Source organism: Actinotalea sp. JY-7876 (assembly GCF_014042015.1).
Taxonomy (GTDB): domain Bacteria; phylum Actinomycetota; class Actinomycetes; order Actinomycetales; family Cellulomonadaceae; genus Actinotalea.
The window spans coordinates 2,832,119-2,851,684 of the sequence record NZ_CP059493.1; the positions used below are offsets into that span (position 1 = coordinate 2,832,119).

At 74.3% G+C, this 19,566-nt stretch carries 16 protein-coding genes; 9 read left to right on the plus strand and 7 right to left on the minus strand.

Annotation, left to right across the window (positions count from 1 at the left end):
- Window position 1: 1 nt before the first annotated feature.
- The 4 genes from guaA to H2O74_RS13030 form a co-directional block, all read right to left on the minus strand.
- Window positions 2-1,609, minus strand: coding sequence for a glutamine-hydrolyzing GMP synthase (guaA, locus tag H2O74_RS13015; RefSeq protein WP_182111967.1), 1,608 nt, complete (start codon window positions 1,607-1,609; stop codon window positions 2-4).
- 10 nt (window positions 1,610-1,619) lie between these two features.
- Window positions 1,620-2,105, minus strand: a complete 486-nt coding sequence (locus H2O74_RS13020; RefSeq protein ID WP_182111968.1) for a hypothetical protein — start codon at window positions 2,103-2,105, stop codon at window positions 1,620-1,622.
- On the minus strand, window positions 2,102-2,425 hold the full coding sequence (locus H2O74_RS13025; protein ID WP_182114277.1) for a DUF3817 domain-containing protein: 324 nt from the start codon (window positions 2,423-2,425) through the stop codon (window positions 2,102-2,104). Before H2O74_RS13025 ends, H2O74_RS13020 begins: the two co-directional genes overlap by 4 nt.
- A 150-nt stretch (window positions 2,426-2,575) precedes the next feature.
- Window positions 2,576-3,043: a hypothetical protein gene (locus H2O74_RS13030; protein ID WP_182111969.1), complete on the minus strand. Its 468-nt coding sequence runs from the start codon at window positions 3,041-3,043 to the stop codon at window positions 2,576-2,578.
- Between the two features lie 224 nt (window positions 3,044-3,267).
- Here H2O74_RS13030 and H2O74_RS13035 point away from each other — a divergent pair, with 224 nt between their 5' ends.
- The 3 genes from H2O74_RS13035 (at window position 3,268) to H2O74_RS13045 (ending at window position 8,321) form a co-directional block, all read left to right on the plus strand.
- Window positions 3,268-5,097 carry an ABC transporter ATP-binding protein gene (locus tag H2O74_RS13035; protein WP_182111970.1) on the plus strand — a complete coding sequence of 610 codons (1,830 nt, stop codon included), beginning with the start codon at window positions 3,268-3,270 and terminating at the stop codon, window positions 5,095-5,097.
- Window positions 5,078-6,811 carry an ABC transporter ATP-binding protein gene (locus H2O74_RS13040; protein ID WP_182111971.1) on the plus strand — a complete coding sequence of 578 codons (1,734 nt, stop codon included), beginning with the start codon at window positions 5,078-5,080 and terminating at the stop codon, window positions 6,809-6,811. The genes H2O74_RS13035 and H2O74_RS13040 overlap by 20 nt, the downstream gene beginning before the upstream one ends.
- A 115-nt stretch (window positions 6,812-6,926) precedes the next feature.
- Window positions 6,927-8,321, plus strand: a complete 1,395-nt coding sequence (locus H2O74_RS13045; protein WP_182111972.1) for an HNH endonuclease signature motif containing protein — start codon at window positions 6,927-6,929, stop codon at window positions 8,319-8,321.
- A 59-nt stretch (window positions 8,322-8,380) separates the two neighbouring features.
- Here H2O74_RS13045 and H2O74_RS13050 read toward each other — a convergent pair whose 3' ends face one another.
- Window positions 8,381-8,953 (minus strand): TIGR03086 family metal-binding protein, encoded by a 573-nt coding sequence (locus H2O74_RS13050; RefSeq protein WP_182111973.1) that lies wholly within the window; start codon window positions 8,951-8,953, stop codon window positions 8,381-8,383.
- A 38-nt stretch (window positions 8,954-8,991) separates the two neighbouring features.
- On the opposite strand from H2O74_RS13050, the gene H2O74_RS13055 reads away from it, so the two are divergent.
- From H2O74_RS13055 to arfB, 3 genes are read left to right on the plus strand one after another with little or no spacing between them, the layout of a single operon-like run.
- Complete coding sequence (locus tag H2O74_RS13055; protein WP_182111974.1) at window positions 8,992-9,864, plus strand: AraC family transcriptional regulator; 873 nt, start codon at window positions 8,992-8,994, stop codon at window positions 9,862-9,864.
- A 26-nt stretch (window positions 9,865-9,890) separates the two neighbouring features.
- Window positions 9,891-10,430 (plus strand): DinB family protein, encoded by a 540-nt coding sequence (locus H2O74_RS13060; RefSeq protein WP_182111975.1) that lies wholly within the window; start codon window positions 9,891-9,893, stop codon window positions 10,428-10,430.
- Window positions 10,431-10,460: 30 nt separating this feature from the next.
- Window positions 10,461-10,895, plus strand: a complete 435-nt coding sequence (arfB, locus tag H2O74_RS13065) for an alternative ribosome rescue aminoacyl-tRNA hydrolase ArfB (RefSeq protein WP_182111976.1) — start codon at window positions 10,461-10,463, stop codon at window positions 10,893-10,895.
- Here the strand turns inward: arfB and H2O74_RS13070 are convergent.
- On the minus strand, window positions 10,852-11,766 hold the full coding sequence (locus H2O74_RS13070; RefSeq protein ID WP_182111977.1) for an SURF1 family protein: 915 nt from the start codon (window positions 11,764-11,766) through the stop codon (window positions 10,852-10,854). The genes arfB and H2O74_RS13070 overlap by 44 nt on opposite strands.
- A gap of 203 nt (window positions 11,767-11,969) precedes the next feature.
- Here H2O74_RS13070 and H2O74_RS13075 point away from each other — a divergent pair, with 203 nt between their 5' ends.
- From H2O74_RS13075 to H2O74_RS13085, 3 genes are all read left to right on the plus strand, one after another.
- Window positions 11,970-14,456 carry a phosphoketolase gene (locus tag H2O74_RS13075; protein WP_182111978.1) on the plus strand — a complete coding sequence of 829 codons (2,487 nt, stop codon included), beginning with the start codon at window positions 11,970-11,972 and terminating at the stop codon, window positions 14,454-14,456.
- A 98-nt stretch (window positions 14,457-14,554) separates the two neighbouring features.
- Complete coding sequence (pta, locus tag H2O74_RS13080; protein ID WP_182111979.1) at window positions 14,555-16,663, plus strand: phosphate acetyltransferase; 2,109 nt, start codon at window positions 14,555-14,557, stop codon at window positions 16,661-16,663.
- Window positions 16,660-17,910: an acetate/propionate family kinase gene (locus H2O74_RS13085; protein ID WP_182111980.1), complete on the plus strand. Its 1,251-nt coding sequence runs from the start codon at window positions 16,660-16,662 to the stop codon at window positions 17,908-17,910. Before pta ends, H2O74_RS13085 begins: the two co-directional genes overlap by 4 nt.
- 54 nt (window positions 17,911-17,964) lie before the next feature.
- Here H2O74_RS13085 and H2O74_RS13090 read toward each other — a convergent pair whose 3' ends face one another.
- Entirely contained in the window at window positions 17,965-19,560 is a 1,596-nt protein-coding gene (locus H2O74_RS13090; protein ID WP_182111981.1) for a succinic semialdehyde dehydrogenase, read from the minus strand.
- Between the last annotated feature and the right edge of the window lie 6 nt (window positions 19,561-19,566).

A 19,566-nucleotide genomic window follows, 5' to 3' on the forward strand; every position in this document is an offset into this window, starting at 1 on the left:
GTCACTCCCACTCGATCGTGCCCGGCGGCTTGCTCGTGACGTCGAGGGTCACACGGTTGATCTCGCGGACCTCGTTGGTGATCCGCGTCGAGATCGTCGCCAGCACGTCGTAGGGCACCCGCGCCCAGTCGGCCGTCATGGCGTCCTCGGACGTCACCGGCCGCAGCACCACCGGGTGGCCGTAGGTGCGGCCGTCCCCCTGGACGCCCACCGAGCGGACGTCGCCGAGGAGCACGACCGGGCACTGCCAGATCTGACGGTCCAGGCCCGCGCGCGTCAGCTCCTCGCGCGCGATGGCGTCGGCCTCGCGCAGCACGTCGAGGCGCTCGGCCGTGACCTCGCCGATGATCCGGATGCCGAGGCCGGGCCCGGGGAAGGGCTGGCGCCACACGATCGCGTCCGGCAGGCCGAGCTCGACCCCGACCGCGCGGACCTCGTCCTTGAACAGCGACCGCAGCGGCTCGACGAGCTCGAACTGCAGGTCGTCCGGCAGGCCACCGACGTTGTGGTGCGACTTGATGTTGGCCGCGCCCTCGCCGCCGCCGGACTCGACGACGTCCGGGTACAGCGTGCCCTGCACGAGGAAGCGCACCTCCTCGCCGTGCGCGCCGCTCTCCTGCACGACCTCGCGCGCGGCGGCCTCGAACACGCGGATGAACTCGCGGCCGATGATCTTGCGCTTGGTCTCGGGGTCCGTGACCCCCGCGAGCGCGCCGAGGAAGCGCTCGCGCGCGTCCACGACCTTGAGCTGGACGCCGGTGGCGGCCACGAAGTCCGTCTCCACCTGCTCGGCCTCGCCCTTGCGCAGCAGGCCGTGGTCGACGAAGACGCAGGTGAGCTGGTCACCGACGGCCTTCTGGACCAGCGCGGCGGCGACGGCGGAGTCGACGCCGCCGGAGAGCCCGCAGATCACGCGGGCGTCGCCGACCTGGGCGCGGATCCGCTCGACCTGCTCGGCGATGACGTTGCCCGCCGTCCAGTCCGGGCTCAGGCCCGCGCCGCGGTACAGGAAGTTCTCCAGGGCGTGCTGGCCGAGCGGCGAGTGCCTGACCTCGGGGTGCCACTGCAGGCCGAAGAGCCGGCGCTCGCGGTCCTCGAACGCCGCCACCGGCGAGCCCGACGACGTCGCCAGGACGCTGAAGCCCTCGGGCGCGGCGTGCACGGCGTCGCCGTGGCTCATCCACACCGACTGCTCCGTGGGTGAGCCCGTGAGCAGCACGCCCGTCTGCGGCACGCTGACGTGGGTGCCGCCGTACTCGCGCGAACCGGTCTGCGCGACGTCGCCGCCGAGCGCCTGCGCCATCGCCTGGAAGCCGTAGCAGATGCCGAGCACGGGCACGCCGGTCTCGAACAGGGCCGGGTCCACGGCCGGCGCACCCTCGGCGTAGACGCTCGCCGGACCGCCGGACAGGATCACCGCGGAGGGCTTCTTGGCGAGGATCTGCTCGACCGACGCCGTGTGCGGAACGATCTCGGAGTAGACCTTGGCCTCGCGCACGCGGCGCGCGATGAGCTGCGCGTACTGGGCGCCGAAGTCGACGACGAGGACGGGTCCCGCCTCGTCGGGCGTCGGGGTGGTCGGGGAAGCCGGCTGCGCGGAGTCGCTCACCCTCCCGAGTCTAGTGAGGCGCCGTCGTGCCCATGACGGGCGTCCGCCCCGCGGCGGACCGCTGCAGGACCGCGCCGACGCCGAGCGCGAGGCCGGTCCCGAGCACCAGCTCGACCGCGAGCACTGCCACGCGCTCGACGTCCAGGTAGACGTGGCCCGTGGAGGCCAAGGTCACCAGCACGTCGACGACGGTCCCCACCACCAGCACCGGGACGCCGGCGACAACCCAGTGCCACAGCGGCCGGCCGGCGGCCCGCCCCGGCGGCAGGCTGAAGCTCAGGACGGCCATGAGGACGCCGACCAGCCCGGCGACGACGCCGGCGACCGTCAGCGCCGCGTACAGGCCGAACCCCGGCACCGTCCCCTGGAACAGGATGGCGACCATCCCCGCGCCCGTGGCGATCACGCGGGCGACCAGCACGCCGACCAACCACGCGAGCGCGACCCGCCGGGCGCCCAGCGCGGGTACCGCGCGCTGGGGCAGGGGTGCGGTCACCGGCGTGCGCCGGCGGTGGTGCGGGCGACGGGGCGCCCGGTGGCGACCTGCGCCTCGCCGTCGGTGTGGACCCGGCGCTCGACCACGAACGACATCACGGGGACGACGCCCCCGAGCACCATCGCGACCAGGCGGCCGAAGCGCCAGCGCATCGTCGACCACAGGTCCATCACCGTCACGAGGTAGACGACGTAGACCCAGCCGTGGGCGAAGGGGATCCACTCGATCCAGCGCAGGACGTCGTCGCCGGGCTGGATCGCGTACTTGATCGTCATCTCGACGACGAGGATCAGGAGCATCACGCCCGTGACCCACGCCATCACGCGGTAGCGCGTGAGCGCTCCGGTCGCCTTGGTCACCCAGTCCTTGCCCGCCACGCGAACCCCTCCGTCCGGCCGATCGCTGCGCCCATCCTGCCGCACCGGCCGACCCGCCCGGGGCCACGCGCGGCGTCGCTCACCCTCCCGCGTCTAGTGAGGCGCCGTCGTGCCCATGACGGGCGTCCGCCCGGCGGCGGACCGCTGCAGGACCGCGCCGACGCCGACCGCGACGCCCGCGGCGAGCAGCACCCCGAGCGCGTCGAGGGCGAGCGCGACGACGTCGGGAGAGATCACGTGGAGCAGCAGCGACGCGTCGACCGGGTACCCCCACGTCAGCAGCCAGACGACCACGCCGAGCACCTGCACCACCAGCACCGGCGGCACACCGGCCAGGAGCCAGTGCCACCAGGGCCGCCCCCCGGCGCGGCCGCCGGCGGCGAGCACGAGGACCGCGACGACCGCACCGAGGGCCGCGAGCACCGGGCCGGTGGCGTAGCCCGCCACGATGGCGAGGTCGATGTCCACCAGGCTGAAGAGCAGCACGTTCTGCGCCATGCCGAGCAGCTCGATCGTCACGACGCCGGCGAGCCACGCGAGCAGCAGGCGGCCGGCACCCAACGAACGCTGCGGAGGCCGCGGGCGTCCCGGCTGATCCGGGCGTCCGGTCGGACGGTGCCCCGGTCCGGGCGGGGGCGGCGCGCCATCGATCATGCTCACAAGGTAGAGGAGAACCAGCCGCGCGCGAAGGGGATCCACTCGAGCCGGCGCCGCTCGCGGCGTGCCGTGCTGCGGTACATAAAGCGGTCAGGTGATGTCGCAGGTGGGACGTACCGTTGCTGACCGTGCGCCAGCTTCCCTACGCCGATCCCGGCACCCCTCCCCTGACGTCCGCAGCCGCCTACCTCTGGTGGGTGGCGCGACGCCAGGGCGGGCTCATGGTCGCCGCCGCCGTGATGGCCATCGGCTCGTCGGTCTCCCTCGCGGCGCTGCCGTACATGCTGGGCCGCGTCGTCGACGGCGGCCTCGACGACGGCCTCTCGCGCGAGCTGCTGCTCGGCACCCTGGCCCTGCTCGGCGTCGGCCTCGTGCTCGTCGTCTGCAACGTCGTGGGGCACCGGCTCGAGGTCGAGAACTGGCTCCGGGGCGCGTTCCGGACCTCGCAGCTGGTCGGGCACCACGTCAGCCGCACGGGCGACGCCGTGACCGCCGAGCTGCCGACCGGCGAGGTGGTCTCCACCGTCGCCTCCGACTCGCTGCGCGTCGGCGAGGTGTACTACACGACGTCGCGCTTCGTCGGCGGCGTCGTGGCGTACGTCGTCGTCGCCTTCCTGCTGCTGAACAGCTCCGTGACGCTCGGCGTCGCCGTCCTGGTCGGGCTGCCCGCGGTCGCCGGCGTGCTGGCCCTGCTCGTGCGGCCGCTGCAGAAGCGCCAGGCGGCCCAGCGCGAGGCCGCGGGCCGGCTCACCACGCTGGGTGCCGACACCGTCTCGGGCCTGCGCGTGCTGCGCGGCATCGGGGGCGAGGAGGTCTTCGCCGGGCGGTACCGCGCGCAGTCCCAGCGCGTGCGCGAGGCGGGTGTGCGCGTCGCGCAGACGCAGTCGCTCCTCGACGCGATGCAGGCCCTGCTGCCGGGGCTGTTCCTCGCCGCGGTCGTGTGGTTCGGCGCCCGCCTGGCGCTGTCCGGCGAGATCACGCCCGGGCAGCTCGTCGCCTTCTACGGCTACGCCGCGTTCCTCACGGAGCCCCTCCAGGCCGCGACGCAGTTCCTGCACACCATGACCCGCGCCGTCGTCGGCGTGCGCAAGATCCTCACGGTGCTGCGCGTCCCGGTGACCGGCGCCGAGGCGGAGCAGGCCGGGCCGGCGACGGCCGGCCGACCCACCGCCATGCCCGCCACCAACGACCTGGTCGACGAGGACACCGGCCTGGTGGTGCCCGCGGGACGCGTCGTGGCCCTGGTCAGCGCCGACCCGGACGAGACCGCGGCCGTGGCCACCCGGCTCGGGCTGCTGGGCACCGAGAACGCCGACGCGGGTGCCCGGGTGCGCCTCGGCGGCGTCCCCCTCGCCGAGCTGGGGCTGGCCGAGGTCCACCGCCGCATCGTGGTCGCCGAGTCCACGCCGCACCTGTTCACCGGCACGCTGCGCGACGAGCTGGCCGTCCGGGACGGGGCCGGTGACGACGGCGACGAGCGCCTGCTCGCGGCGCTCGAGGCCGCCGACGCGCACGACGTGCTCGACGCGCTCCCCGGGCGTCTCGACGGCGAAGTCGCCGAGAAGGGCCGCTCGCTGTCGGGTGGCCAGCGCCAGCGCGTGGCGCTGGCCCGGTCGCTGCTGACCGAGCCCGAGGTGCTCGTGCTCGTGGAGCCGACGTCGGCCGTCGACGCGCACACCGAGGCGCGCATCGCGGAGCGGCTGGCCGCCTACCGGGCAGGGCGCACGACCGTCGTCGTGACGTCGAGCCCGCTCGTGCTCGACCGCGTGGACGAGGTCGTCCTGCTCGCGGGCGGCGTGGTCCGCGCCCGGGGCACGCACCGCGAGCTCCTGGCGCCCGGCGCCGGGGCCCAGGGGCGCGCGTACCGCGCCGTCGTCAGCCGGGCCTCGGCCGACGCCGAGACCCAGACCGATCAGGGGACCACCGAGGAGGTGCGCCGTGAAGCTGCCCGTCGCTGACAGCGCCGCGCTGCGCGCGCACACCGGGGTGCTGCTGCGGCGGCACCGGGCCGCGCTGGCCCGCGTCCTGCTGCTCCACACCCTGGCGGCGACCGCGGGTCTGGCGGGCCCCTGGCTCCTCGGGCGCATGGTGGACGCGGTGACGCACGGCACCAGCGCGTCGTTCGTCGACCAGGCCGTGGCGTTCCTCGTGCTCGCGGTCCTCGCCCAGACCGTGCTGATCCGCTACGCCCAGCGCGGCGCCATGGTGCTGGGCGAGACCGTGTTCGCCGAGCTCCGCGAGGAGTTCGTGGGCACGGTGACGCGGCTGCCGCTGTCGACCGTCGAGCGCGCCGGCACCGGTGACCTCGTGGCCCGCACGACCAACGACATCGACCGCGTCCAGCACACGATCCGCTTCGGCGTGCCGCGCGTCCTGGTCTCGGCGGCGACCATCACGCTCACGCTCGCGGCCGCCGTCGCCGTGAGCTGGCAGGTGGCCGCGGCGCTGGTCGTCGGCGCCCCGAGCGTGGTCCTGACCACGCGCTGGTACCTGCGGCGTGCGGCGCCCGCCTACCTGCGCGAGTCGGCCGCCTACGCCACGCTCAACGGCACGATCACGGAGTCGGTCGAGGGTGCGCGGACCGTGGATGCGCTGGGGCTGGGCCGTCGCCGGCGCGAGCGCGTCGACGCCGACCTGCGCGAGGCGTTCGCCGCCGAGAGCCACACGCTCTGGCTGCGCAGCATCCTGTTCCCCGGCATCGACCTGTCGTTCGTCCTGCCGGTCGTCGCCACCGTGCTGTGGGGCGCCTGGCTGGTGTCGACCGGCTCGGTGAGCGTCGGCGCGGTCACCACCATCGCCGTGTACGCGCTGCAGGTGATGCACCCGATCGGCGAGCTCATCTACTGGCTCGACGAGATCCAGGTCGGCGCCACCTCCCTCGCCCGGATCATCGGCGTGCAGCAGGTGGCACCGGACCGCACCGCCAGGCCGGACGCCGTGCCGGCCGACGAGCACGTCGTCGCCTCGGGCGTGCGCTATGCGTACCGGCCGGGCCACGACGTCCTGCACGGCGTCGATCTCGACCTGGGGCTGGGCGAGCGCCTGGCCGTCGTGGGGCCGTCGGGCGCGGGCAAGTCGACCCTCGGGCGGATGCTCGCGGGCATCCACCCGCCCACGCGAGGGACGGTGACGGTGGGGGGCGTCCCGCTGGTCGACCTGCCCCTGGACGACCTGCGCGGGCACGTCGCGCTCGTGACGCAGGAGCACCACGTCTTCGTCGGCACGATCGAGGAGAACCTGCGGCTGGCCCGTCCCGAGGCGGACGACGACGAGCTGCGCCGTGCGCTCGCCGCCGTCGACGCCACCTGGGTCGACGCGCTGCCCGACGGGCTCGCCACCGAGGTGGGCTCGGGCGGGCTGACGCTGACGCCCGCGCAGGCGCAGCAGGTCGCCCTGGCGCGGCTCGTCCTCCTCGACCCGCACACCCTCGTGCTGGACGAGGCGACCTCGCTGCTCGACCCGCGCGCCGCGCGGCACCTCGAGCGGTCGCTCTCGGCCGTGCTGACCGGCCGCACGGTCGTCGCCATCGCGCACCGCCTCCACACGGCGCACGACGCCGACCGGGTCGCGGTGGTCGACGCCGGCCGGATCACGGAGATCGGCTCGCACGACGAGCTCGTCGCCGCGGGCGGGGAGTACGCCGCGCTGTGGCGGTCCTGGCAGCAGGACTGACGCGCCAGGCCCTCGGCCTCACGTGCGCGTCCGGATCCCGGGCGATGCCTGGTGCGTGTCGGTGGCCGTTAGTACACTAGTTCGATCGGCGGCGAACCGGTGCACAGGGGGCGAGATGGTCCAGGCGGGTGGCGAGGTCGAAGGCCTCGACGCGCTGGTCGCCCGGCTGCGCGCCGACGCCGCCGCGCTGGCGGCGATGCCGTTGAGCGGCCTGGAGGGGCCTCGGGCCTCGGCGGTGCGCCAGGAGCTGCGGGTGGTCGGAGACCAGATCCACCTCGCATCCTCCGTGCTCCTCGCCGCAGTCGAGGCCGACGGGCGCTGGGCCCTGGGCGGCGCGGACCGCACGCTCGCGGGTCACGTGGCCCGCCGGGAGGGCATCGCCTACGGCGACGCGAACCGCCAGGCCCAGCTCGGGCGGGTCATGGGTGAGCTGCCCGTCGCCCGCGACGCGGTCGCGACAGGGGAGATCACGCGCGGCCACGCCGAGGCGCTCAGCCGCCTGGTGTCCTCCCCCGCCCGGCGCGCCGCCCTGGCCAGCGACCTGCCCGACCGCAACGAAGCGTTCTTCGTCGACCAGGCCAAACGCCTGGGGGTCGACGAGTTCCGGCGGCTGGCCAGTCGCATGGCCGCGAAGCTCGACGACCAGGCCGCCGAGCGCGAGCACCGCCAGGCCGTCGCGCTACAGCGCCTCACCTTGACCCCGCGCGGCGACGGCGTCACGGTCGCGGGGTTCCTCACGCACGAGAACGGTCAGCTCCTGGCCACCGCCGTCCGATCCATCGCCGGCGTGCCGGCCAAGGACGACCAGCGGCCCGTCGAGCAGCGCCAGGCCGAAGCGCTGGTCGACCTCGCCCGCCTGGTCCTGGACAAGGGCCTGACCGGTGTCGGCGCACAGGTCCGCCCGCACCTGAACGTCCACGTCTCCTGGGACACCTTCCAGCGCCTGGCCACCGACGCGGCCGCCCGCGACGGCGACGGCGCACCCGCCCAGCGCACCGGGCTCGAAGCCGATCTCCTCGACCCCGCCGAGCTCGACTCCGGCGACCCGGTCCCACCCTCGGTCCTGGCGCGCATCGCCTGCGACTCCGAGGTCACCCGCATCGTGTTCGGACCCGAGAGCCAGATCCTCGACGTCGGCCAGGACGAGCGCACCTACACCAAGGAGCTGCGCCGCGCGGTCATCGCCCGCGACCGGCACTGCCAGTACCCCGGATGCACCGCACCACCCACCCTCGGCGAGATCCACCACATCCGGTGGTGGTCACGCGGCGGCGACACCTCCACCGACAACGGCGTCCTTCTCTGCTGGCACCACCACGACCACGTCCACACCCACGACCTACGCATCACCCGAGTCCCCCACGGGTTCGAGTTCCGACACCCCGACGGCAGACCCGCCGTTCTGCCCGAACCGGCCGAGGCCGGACCACCGGGACGCGCCGTCCCCGCGGCGGTGGAGCGTAGAACCGGCGCACCACCGGGCGACGACGCGTTGGCGCTCGCATGCTGACCCCTCCCGGGACGCAGCGCGCGGCCCCGGCAGGTGCGGCGTGCAGCCCTCCCCGCCCGTCAGGCGGTGCCCTGCGCGGGCACGCCGGTCCTCCGGCCCAGGCGGGCGAGCACGGTGGTGGCGCGGTCGGCACCCGCGGCCGGCTCGACGCCCGGCCTGCAGATGCCCTCCATGTACAGGGCGTCACCGAAGCCGGCGGCACCGGCCTCCATGCGGTCGACCTCGGCCTCCGTGAGCCCGGGGTCGGCACCCACGGCCGTCGCGACGTCCCAGCGGTGCACGACCATGTCCCACACGTAGAACTGCACCAGCGCCGCCCCGAGCGTCGTCGGGCCGAAGAACCCGTCGAAGCCCTTCGTGGCCACCTCCTCGTCCGCGAGCGCGGCGCGCACGCGCGCGGCGTGCGCGTGCCAGGCGGCGGCGGGGTCGGCGACGACGTCGGGCGCGGCACCCAGGTCGATGCCGCGCTCCGCGAAGAACGAGCGCTGGGTCTCGACCATGTGCGCGACCACGTCGCGCGCGGCCCAGCCCTCGCACGGCGAGGGCCGGTCCCACGCGTCCGGAGGCGTCGCGTCGATCAGGGCGGTCAGCGGGCGGTCGGCGGTCTCGTACTGCTCCAACGTGGTGTCCATGCCCGGGACGCTAGGCCGCGCCACCATCATGGCTCTTGATGAAACCCGACACGGTGACGCCGCCGGGCCGCGCTGACGCGGCGTACGCGGTCGAGCGCGCCCACCTCAAGCGCCCCGACGACGCCTCCCACGAGATGTTCCGGTACCCGGTGAGCCCCGACCTCGCCGACCTCGCACTGCGGTTCTGGATCCCCGTGTGGTCCGTCCCACCGGGCGAGGAGGCACCCCAGCGCGTCCTGCAGTACCCCGTCTGCCTGCTCGTCGTCAGCGCGGACTACGCCCGCTTCTACGGCCCCGTCTCCGGGCTGTCCACGACGGTCCTCACGGGCGACGGCTGGGCCGTCGGCGTGATGTGCCGGCCCGCGGCCGGGTACCTGCTCACCGGCGGACCGGTCGCGGACCACACCGACCGTCACGTGGACGTCGAGCAGGTGATCGGCGCCGAACCCGCATCCCGGCTCGTCGGGCGCGTGCGCGCGGCGATGGCGGGCGACCCGCGCTCCCCGGACGCGCACCGCGCCGCCATGGCCGCGTGCGAGGAGGTCCTGCGGCGCCACCTGCCCGTCGACGACGAGGGCCGCCTCGTGAACCGCATCGTGGACCTCGTGGAGCACCGGGACGACCTCACCCGCGTGACGCAGCTGTGCGCGGAGGTCGGCCTGAGCGAGCGGTCCCTGCAGCGGCTCGCGCACCGGCGGCTCGGGCTCACCCCCCGCTGGCTGATCCAGCGTCGCCGGCTGCACCAGGCCACCGAGCACCTGCGCGCCGGGACGGCGACCCTCAGCGAGGTCGCGGCCCGCCTCGGCTACGCGGACCAGCCGCACTTCCACCACGACCTCGTCCGGGCCACGGGCACCACGCCCGGGGAGTTCGTGGCCCAGCACCGCCGCGGTATTACCGAGGCGCCCTAGCCCCCGCAGGCGGCAGGATGCCGGCCATGACGATCATCGACGAACAGGGGCGGCCCGAGCCGCCGGTCGCGGCCGACGAGACGAGCACGCTGCTCGGCTACCTCGAGTACCACCGGGCGACGCTCGAGTGGAAGTGCGCGGGCCTCGACGCCGCGGGGCTCAGCACGACGGTCGGCGCGTCCACCATGACGCTCGGCGGCCTCCTCAAGCACCTCACCTTCGTCGAGGACCACTGGTCCTCCTGGTTCCTGCACGGCCGGGAGCGGCACGCGCCCTGGGACACCGTCGACTGGGCCGCCGACGAGGACTGGGACTGGCACTCGGCCGCCGAGGACTCGCCCGAGGCGCTGCGCGGGATGTGGCACGAGGCCGTCGAGCGCTCGCGCCGCGACGTCGCCGACGCCCTCGACGAGGGCGGGCTCGACCAGCTCACCGTGCGCAGCTGGCGCGACGGTCGCACGCCCAACCTCCGGTGGGTCCTGGTCCACCTCGTCGAGGAGTACGCGCGCCACAACGGCCACGCCGACCTGCTGCGGGAGGCCGTCGACGGCGCCACGGGTGACTGAGCCCCGCGCGGCGGGGTGCAGGCTGGTGCCGTGGACCTGAACCTGCCCCGCCTCGGCCTCGTGGTCGTCGACGACGACGAGCTGCGATGGCGGTTCTCACGGTCCAGCGGGCCCGGCGGCCAGGGCGTCAACACCACCGACTCGCGCGTCGAGCTGTCGTGGGACCTCGCGCGCACGCCGTCCCTGCCGGCCGAGGTGCGGGACCGCGCCGTCGCGGCGCTCGCACCGCGCCTGGTCGACGGCGTGCTGACGGTCGCCGCGTCCGAGCACCGCTCCCAGCTCCGCAACCGCCAGGCCGCCACCGAGCGCCTCGCCCGGCTGGTCGCCGAGTCGCTGCACGAGCAGACGCCGCGCCGCGCCGCGCGGCCCAGCCGCGCCTCGCGCACCCGCCGCGCCGCCGCGGAGCGCCGGCGCCGGGACGTCAAGGCGTTGCGCCGGCCCCCACGCGGGTCCGCGCCGGACTGACGGCGGCGCCCTCCGGGACGTCCTCCTCGTCGCGTCCCGCGACCGGTCCCGTGCCCGGACCGTCGCCCGCGCCGCCTCCGCCCGGCCCGCCGGGTCCGTCGTCGTCGGGCCCGCCCTCGATCTCCTCGCGGGCCAGCCGCGTCTCGTCGCGCACCATGCGGGCCCACAGCAGCACGGCGAAGCCACCGAAGATCCACCACTGGAGCGCGTACGCCAGGTTCTGGATGTTGAGCCCGCCGCCGGCGAGCGTCGGCGGGGGCAGCGTCTGGACGCCGTCCGGCGCGGAGGCCTCGACCAGGTAGCCCGAGTAGATGGGGCCACCCCAGCGGTTGACGAGCTCGGCAGGGCTCACGGCGTCGACCTGCCCGGCGGGCAGGTCCGTGGCGATCCCCGCCCCCTCGCCCACCTGGAGGAAGCCGACGACCTCGACCGCGTCGGTGGGCGGTTCCGGCGCCTCGGGTTCGGCGACCCACCCGCGGACGACGGCCAGCACCGCGTCGTCGACGCGCAGCGGCGCGACGACCAGGTAGCCGGTCCGACCGTCGAGCGCGCGCCCCGGCACGAGGACCTGGTCGGGCTCGAACGCGCCGGAGGCCACGACCTTCTCCCCCACGAGCTCGCCGCGGAAGGAGGACTGCGGCTCCAGGACGTCCTGCAGGGGCAGCGGGTCGGCCTCGGCGATCGCGGCGCGCCGCTCCTGCTGCTCGGCGTCACCGCGCAGCTCCGCGCGGTCCAGCTGCCACACGCCCAGGCGCGCGCACACCGCGGCGGCACCCAGCAGCAGCACCAGCAGGACCAGCATCCGCGGCGAGAGCGCCGTGCGCACGTACGAGGGCGGCACCGGCGAGCCTCCGGCCCTGACGTCGCTCATCGATCCACCCGTCCGCCCGCGCTCGCGGGCCACTCCCACGGTACCCGCGGATGGGTGCGGCCCCGGCCGCGATGTGGTGGCATGGGGACAGCGCACGGCACCGAGGCCCTGTCAGGACAATCGTCCCATGAATCACGGGCGAGGCGCGGCACGCTGATCACGCCCGCCGGACACCCCGGCGGCCCCGTCGAGGAGGAGCGCACATGACCTCGGTCCTGGATCGTCCGACGAGCTGGCCCCGACGGGACGTCGAACCCCTCTCCGCGCAGACGCTGGCGCGCGTGGACGCGTGGTGGCGCGCGGCGAACTACCTCTCCGTCGGCCAGATCTACCTTCTCGACAACCCGCTCCTCGCCGAGACCCTCCACCGCGACCACGTCAAGCCGCGGCTGCTGGGCCACTGGGGCACCACGCCCGGGCTCAACTTCATCTACGCGCACCTCAACCGCGTGATCCAGGAGCGCTCGCAGCAGACGCTCTACATCACCGGCCCGGGCCACGGCGGCCCGGGGCTGGTGGCCAACACCTACCTCGAGGGCACGTACTCCGAGGTCTACACGGACGTCACGCAGGACTCCGAGGGCATGCGGCGGCTCTTCCGCCAGTTCTCGTTCCCCGGCGGCATCCCCAGCCACGTCGCACCGGAGACGCCGGGGTCGATCCACGAGGGCGGCGAGCTCGGCTACGCCCTCTCGCACGCCTACGGCGCGGCCTTCGACAACCCCGACCTCCTGGTCGCCGCCGTCGTCGGTGACGGCGAGGCCGAGACCGGCCCGCTCGCCACGAGCTGGCACTCGAACAAGTTCGTCGACCCGCTGACCGACGGCGTCGTCCTGCCGATCCTGCACCTCAACGGCTACAAGATCGCCAACCCGACCGTGCTCGCCCGCATCCCCGAGGAGGAGCTCCTCGACCTCATGCGCGGGTACGGGCACACGCCGTACGTCGTCGCGGGCGGCTTCGACGGCGAGGACCCCGCGCTCGTGCACCAGCGCATGGCGCACGTGCTCGACGAGTGCCTCAACCAGATCGCCGAGATCAAGCAGGCGGCCCGCGAGGGCACGCTGGCCGAGCGGCCCCGCTGGCCCATGATCATCATGCGCACGCCGAAGGGCTGGACGTGCCCGCCCGTCATCGACGGCAAGCAGGTCGAGGACTCGTGGCGCTCCCACCAGGTCCCGCTCGCGAGCGCGCGCGACACCGACGAGCACCTCCACGTCCTCGAGGGCTGGCTGAAGAGCTACCGCCCCGAGGAGCTCTTCGACGCCACCGGACGGCTCGTCGATGACGTCGCCGCCCTCGCCCCCGAGGGCGCGCTGCGGATGAGCGCGACGCCGTTCGCCAACGGCGGCCTGCTGCTGCGCGACCTGCGCCTGCCGGACTTCCGCGACTTCGCCGTCGAGGTCTCCTCCCCCGGCGGCACCATCGCCGAGGCGACGCGCGTGCTCGGCCGGTGGCTCGCCGCCGTCGTGGAGGCGAACCCCGAGACGTTCCGGATCTTCGGCCCGGACGAGACGGCGTCGAACCGCCTGCAGGCCGTCTTCGAGGTGACGGACAAGCAGTGGGACGCGCAGATCCTGCCCCAGGACGACAACCTGGCCCGCGCCGGCCGGGTCGTCGAGATGCTCTCGGAGCACCAGTGCCAGGGCTGGCTGGAGGGCTACCTCCTCACCGGCCGCCACGGCATGTTCAGCTGCTACGAGGCCTTCATCCACATCGTCGACTCGATGGTCAACCAGCACGCGAAGTGGCTCAAGGTCACCCGCGACATCCCGTGGCGCCGCCCGATCGCCTCGCTCAACTACCTGCTGACGTCGCACGTCTGGCGCCAGGACCACAACGGGTTCTCGCACCAGGACCCGGGCTTCATCGACCACGTGATGAACAAGAAGGCGGAGATCGTCCGCATCTACCTGCCGCCGGACGCCAACACCCTGCTCTCGACCTACGACCACTGCCTGCGCAGCCGCAACTACATCAACGTGGTGGTGGCCGGGAAGCAGCCGGCGCCGACGTTCCTGACGATGGACGAGGCGATCGCGCACTGCGCGCGCGGCCTCGGCATCTGGGAGTGGGCCGGCACGGAGGCGCGCGGCGAGGACCCGGACGTCGTGCTGGCGTGCGCGGGCGACGTGCCGACGCTCGAGGTGCTGGCCGCCGCCGACCTGCTGCGCCGGCACCTGCCCGACCTCAACGTGCGCGTGGTCAACGTCGTCGACCTCATGCGCCTGCAGGACGAGCGGGAGCACCCGCACGGCCTCGCGGACCGCGAGTTCGACACGATCTTCACGCCCGACAAGCCGGTGATCTTCGCCTACCACGGCTACCCGTGGCTCATCCACCGCCTCACCTACCGCCGCACCGGGCACGGCAACATCCACGTGCGCGGCTACAAGGAGGAGGGCACCACGACGACGCCCTTCGACATGGTGATGCTCAACGACCTGGACCGGTACCACCTGGTCATCGACGTCATCGACCGGGTCCCCGGCCTGGGGACCCGCGCGGCCGAGCTGCGCCAGGAGATGGTCGACGCCCGCCTGGCGGCGCGGCAGTACACCCGGGAGCACGGCGAGGACATCCCGGAGGTCAGGGACTGGGTCTGGCCCGACGCGGGCGAGACCGGCACCGAGGTCGGCGGGCCGCAGGGGCTCGGCGGCGCGGCGGTCACCGGCGGTGACAACGAGTAGGCCCGCCCGTACCCGGGCATGATCAGATCGGCACGACCGCCGGGCCCCCACCCCGGGCCGGCGGGCACCAACCGCGCGACAACAGGTTAGGAACACCCGTGGCACGCAGCATCTACATCACCAGCGCCGAGGGCGAGACCGGCAAGTCCACCGTCGCCCTGGGCGTGGTGGACCTCCTCACCCGCAGCGTGCAGAAGGTCGGGGTCTTCCGCCCCGTCGCGCGCGAGACGCGCCAGCGCGACTACGTGCTCGACCTCCTCCTCGCGCACGACGGCGTCGACCTGTCGTACGACGAGTGCGTGGGCGTCACGTACGAGGAGGTGCACGCGGACCCCGAGGCGGCGCTCGCCCGCATCGTCTCGCGGTACCACGAGGTCGAGCGGCAGTGCGACGTCGTCGTCATCGTCGGCACCGACTACACGGACGTCGCAGGCCCGACGGAGCTCGCGTACAACGCGCGCATCGCCGTCAACCTGGGCGCTCCGGTGCTGCTGGTGGTCCGCGGCCTGGGCCGTCGCCCGGACGAGATCCGCAGCATGGTCGACGTCTGCTTCGCGGAGCTGAGCGCGCAGCACGCCGAGGTCATCGGCGTGATCGCGAACCGCTGCGCGCCGCAGGAGCTCGTCACGGTGCGCGCGGCCCTGAACACCGCCGTCCCGGCGTGGGTGCTGCCCGAGAACCAGCTCCTCAACGCGCCCACGGTGCGCGCCCTCATGGAGTCGGTCGGCGGGCGCCTGGCCGCCGGTGACGAGGAGCTGCTCTCCCGCGAGGCGCTCGACCTGCTGGTCGGGGCGATGTCCATCGAGCACCTGCTCGACAAGCTCACCGACGGCGCCGTCGTCATCACCCCCGGGGACCGCTCGGACATCCTGCTCGGGCTGCTCATGGCGAACGCCGCCGAGGGCTTCCCGTCGCTCGCCGGGATCATCCTCAACGGCGGCTTCTACCCGCCGTCGCCGGTCGCCCGCCTGGTCAACGGCCTGGGTCAGCGCCTGCCGATCATCCAGACGGACATGGGCACGTTCCGCACGGCCAGTGCCGCCGCCGGCACCCGCGGGCGCCTGTCCTCGGAGTCGCAGCGCAAGATCGACACGGCGCTCGCGATCTTCGACAAGCACGTGGACGGCACCACGCTGCTCGAGCGACTCGACGTCTCGCGCCCGAGCGTCGTGACGCCGCTGATGTTCGAGTACGAGCTCCTCGACCGGGCACGCTCGGACCGCAAGCACATCGTGCTGCCCGAGGGCGGCGACGACCGGATCCTGCGCGCCGCGAGCACGCTGCTGCAGCGCGGGGTCGCCGACCTCACGATCCTCGGCAGCGAGCCCGCGATCCGCGCCCGGGCCACCGAGCTCGGCCTCGACATCACCGCGGCGACGATCATCGACCCGCGCGACGGCGAGCTGCACGAGCGGTTCGCGCACGAGTACGCCGAGATGCGCAAGCACAAGGGCATGACGGTCGAGCGGGCCCGGGAGATCGTGGGCTCGGTCTCCTACTTCGGCACCATGATGGTCCAGCTCGGCATCGCGGACGGCATGGTCTCGGGCGCGATGCACACGACGGCGCACACCATCAAGCCGTCCTTCGAGATCATCAAGACCGTCCCGGGCGTGAGCATCGTCTCGAGCGTCTTCCTCATGTGCCTCGACGACCGCGTGCTGGTCTACGGCGACTGCGCCGTGAACCCCGACCCGACGGCCGCGCAGCTCGCCGACATCGCGATCTCCTCCGCCGCGACGGCCGTGCAGTTCGGCATCGAGCCGCGGATCGCGATGCTGTCCTACTCGACGGGCGAGTCCGGGACGGGCGCCGACGTCGACAAGGTGCGCGCCGCGACCGCGCTCGTGCGCGAGCGCCGCCCCGACCTGTCCGTCGAGGGCCCCATCCAGTACGACGCCGCCGTCGACGCCTCGGTCGCCAAGACCAAGATGCCCGACTCGAGCGTGGCCGGGCGGGCGACCGTCCTGATCTTCCCGGACCTCAACACGGGCAACAACACCTACAAGGCCGTGCAGCGCACGGCCGGCGCGGTCGCCATCGGCCCCGTGCTCCAGGGCCTCCGCAAGCCGGTCAACGACCTGTCGCGCGGCGCCCTCGTCCAGGACATCGTCAACACGGTCGCGATCACCGCGATCCAGGCCCAGCAGGAGGACGTGGCCGCCCAGGCGGCGGTCCCCACGTCGCCCGAGGAGGCACGCGCATGAACCCCGTTCCCGGCGTCGGACAGCGTCCGAGCACCCACAGCGCCTTCGGCGCGCACGGCAGCGTCCTGGTCATCAACTCCGGCTCGTCGTCGGTGAAGTACCAGCTCGTCAACCCGGTCGGCGGCGAGGCGATCGCGTCCGGCCTGGTCGAGCGCATCGGCGAGGCCGAGGGCTACATCCGGCACACGTTCGGCGGCATCCGCACCGAGCGCCGCGACCCGGTGCCCGACCACGGCGCCGCCCTGCGGGCCGTGCTCGACCTGTTCGCCGAGGCCGGCCCGGACCTCGCCGAGGCGCACGTGGTCGCCGTCGGGCACCGCGTCGTGCACGGTGGCGCCGTCTTCTCCGAGCCGGTGCTCGTGGACGACGACGTCGTCAAGGCGATCGAGGAGATCTCCCCGCTCGCGCCGCTGCACAACCCGGCGAACCTGCGCGGCATCGAGGTCGCGCGCCAGCTGCTGCCCGACGTGCCGCACGTGGTCGTGTTCGACACCGCGTTCTTCCAGACCCTGCCGGACGCCGCGTCGACGTACGCGCTCGACCGCGAGGTCGCGGAGAAGCACGGCGTGCGGCGGTACGGGTTCCACGGCACGTCGCACCAGTACGTCTCCGGCAAGGTCTCGCGCGTGCTGGGACGGCGGGTCACCGACCTCAACCAGATCGTGCTCCACCTGGGCAACGGCGCGTCGGCGTCGGCCGTGCGCGGCGGTGTCGCGGTCGAGACCTCCATGGGCATGACGCCGCTCGAGGGCCTGGTCATGGGGACGCGCACGGGTGACATCGACCCGGCCGTCATCGTCCACCTGTACCGCAACGCGGGGATGTCGATCGACGAGATCGACGACCTGCTCAACCGCCGCAGCGGGCTCAAGGGCCTCGCGGGGCAGAACGACTTCCGCGAGCTGCACCAGCTCGTCGAGGCGGGCGACGAGGCGGCCTCGCGGGCGCTGGACGTGTACATCCACCGCCTGCGCAAGTACGTCGGCGCCTACCTCGCCGTGCTCGGTCGCGTGGACGTCATCGCGTTCACCGCGGGCGTCGGCGAGAACGACGACATCGTCCGGGCCCGCGCCCTGGCCGGGCTCGAAGGCCTGGGCATCGCGGTGGACCCGGAGCGCAACGCGGGCCGCAAGAGCCAGCCGACGATCATCTCGCCGGACTGGACCTCCACCCTCGTCATGGTCGTCCCGACGAACGAGGAGCTCGCGATCGCGCGGCAGGCCGTCGCGCTCATCTCGCACGAGTGACGCCGGCGACGGGCGCCCACCCCGCGGTGGGCGCCCGTCGTCGTCCGGCCGGCCCTACGGCAGCCGCAGCGTCTTCGCCGCGCGCAGCACGCCCGTGAACAGGCGCGTCCACCGCTCGCCCGGCAGCGCGTAGAGGCGCCCGAGCCCGAGCCCGTGGTGCGTGCCCCGCTGCACCACGACGGCCTGCGTCCGCGTCACGGCGTGGACGCCCTCGACCCCGTGCCGCCGCCCGAGGCCGGACGCCTTGACGCCGCCCATGGGCGCGGCCGTGCTCCCCCACGCGGCGGCGTACCCGTCGTTGACGCCCACCGCGCCGACCTCCAGGCGCGCCGCGATGCGCCGCGCGCGCGCGACGTCGCGGCACCACACGCTCGCGGCCAGCCCCATGTCGCTGCCGTTCACCAGCTCGACCGCGTGGTCGTCGTCGCGCACGCGCTGCACGGAGACGACCGGCCCGAAGGTCTCCTCGCCCGCGACGACGGCGTCCGGGGGCACGCGGTCGAGCACCGTCGGCTCGAAGACGTACGGCCCGACGTCACGGCGGTGCACGCCGCCGGCGAGCACGACGGCGCCCCGGGCGACGGCGTCCTCGACGTGGTGGTGCACGCGCTCGAGCTGGGCCGCTGACGTGAGCGAGCCGACGTCGGCCGTGTAGTCCAGGGCGGCGCCGAGGCGCAGCGCCCGCACGCGCGGGACGAGCTCGGCGAGGAACGCGTCGGCCACCGCCTCGTGGACGAGCAGGCGCTCGGTCGAGACGCACAGCTGCCCGCTGTTCGAGAAGCAGGCCCGGACCACGCCCTCCGCCGTGACGGCGAGGTCCACGTCCTGGGTCACGTAGAGCGCGTTCTTGCCCCCGAGCTCGAGCGTCGCACCGACCAGCGCCTCGCCGGCCTGCGCGGCGACCCGGCGCCCCGTCGCGGTCGAGCCGGTGAAGACGACGTGGTCGACCGCGCCGACGAGCGCGCCGCCCACCTCCCCGCCGCCGGCGACCACCTGGAGCAGCCCGGGCGGCAGGCCGGCCTCCTGGGCCAGCGCGGCGCCCCAGAGCGCGACGAGGGTGGTCTGCGGGTCCGGCTTGACCACCACCGCGTTGCCCGCGACGAGCGCGGGCAGCGCGTCGCCCAGGGACAGGTTCAGCGGGTAGTTGAACGGCGCCACCACGCCGACCACGCCGACCGGGTGGCGCAGCACGCGCGCGGCGGTGAGCCCGGGCACGAGGCCGGGCACGGACCGCGGCGCCAGGTACGCCGCCGCGCGGCGCCCGTAGTGCCGGGCCAGCAGCGCGACGTCGGCCACCTCCTCGTACGCGCTGCTGCGCGCCTTGCCGTTCTCGAGCTGCAGGAGGTCCAGGGCCTCGGACTGCCGGTCGAGCACCAGGTCGTGCAGGCGCAGGAGCACCGCGGCGCGCCGCGCGACGGGCACCGCGGCCCACGCCCGCTGCGCCCGTCGCGCCGCGGCGACGGCGCGCGCGACGTCGCCGGTCGTGGACTGCGGCACCTCGGCGAGCGGCGCACCGTCGAGCGGGCTGTGCACCAGGACGGGGGGTCCGCTCGCGACGAGCCGCCGCGTCAGGGCGGCGACGTCGTCGGGCTCCAGCGCCCACGTCGCCGCCGGGTCGGTCTCGGGGTCCACGAGGTCGGCGTCGGCCATCCGCCC

Coding starts and splice junctions, on each gene's coding strand:
- H2O74_RS13090 (WP_182111981.1), bottom strand. CDS start 19,560: ATGGCCGACGCCGACCTCGTGGACCCCGAGACCGACCCGGCGGCGACG.
- H2O74_RS13075 (WP_182111978.1), top strand. CDS start 11,970: ATGACCTCGGTCCTGGATCGTCCGACGAGCTGGCCCCGACGGGACGTC.
- H2O74_RS13085 (WP_182111980.1), top strand. CDS start 16,660: ATGAACCCCGTTCCCGGCGTCGGACAGCGTCCGAGCACCCACAGCGCC.
- H2O74_RS13055 (WP_182111974.1), top strand. CDS start 8,992: ATGAAACCCGACACGGTGACGCCGCCGGGCCGCGCTGACGCGGCGTAC.
- H2O74_RS13070 (WP_182111977.1), bottom strand. CDS start 11,766: ATGAGCGACGTCAGGGCCGGAGGCTCGCCGGTGCCGCCCTCGTACGTG.
- H2O74_RS13050 (WP_182111973.1), bottom strand. CDS start 8,953: ATGGACACCACGTTGGAGCAGTACGAGACCGCCGACCGCCCGCTGACC.
- H2O74_RS13060 (WP_182111975.1), top strand. CDS start 9,891: ATGACGATCATCGACGAACAGGGGCGGCCCGAGCCGCCGGTCGCGGCC.
- H2O74_RS13045 (WP_182111972.1), top strand. CDS start 6,927: ATGGTCCAGGCGGGTGGCGAGGTCGAAGGCCTCGACGCGCTGGTCGCC.
- H2O74_RS13025 (WP_182114277.1), bottom strand. CDS start 2,425: ATGGCGTGGGTCACGGGCGTGATGCTCCTGATCCTCGTCGTCGAGATG.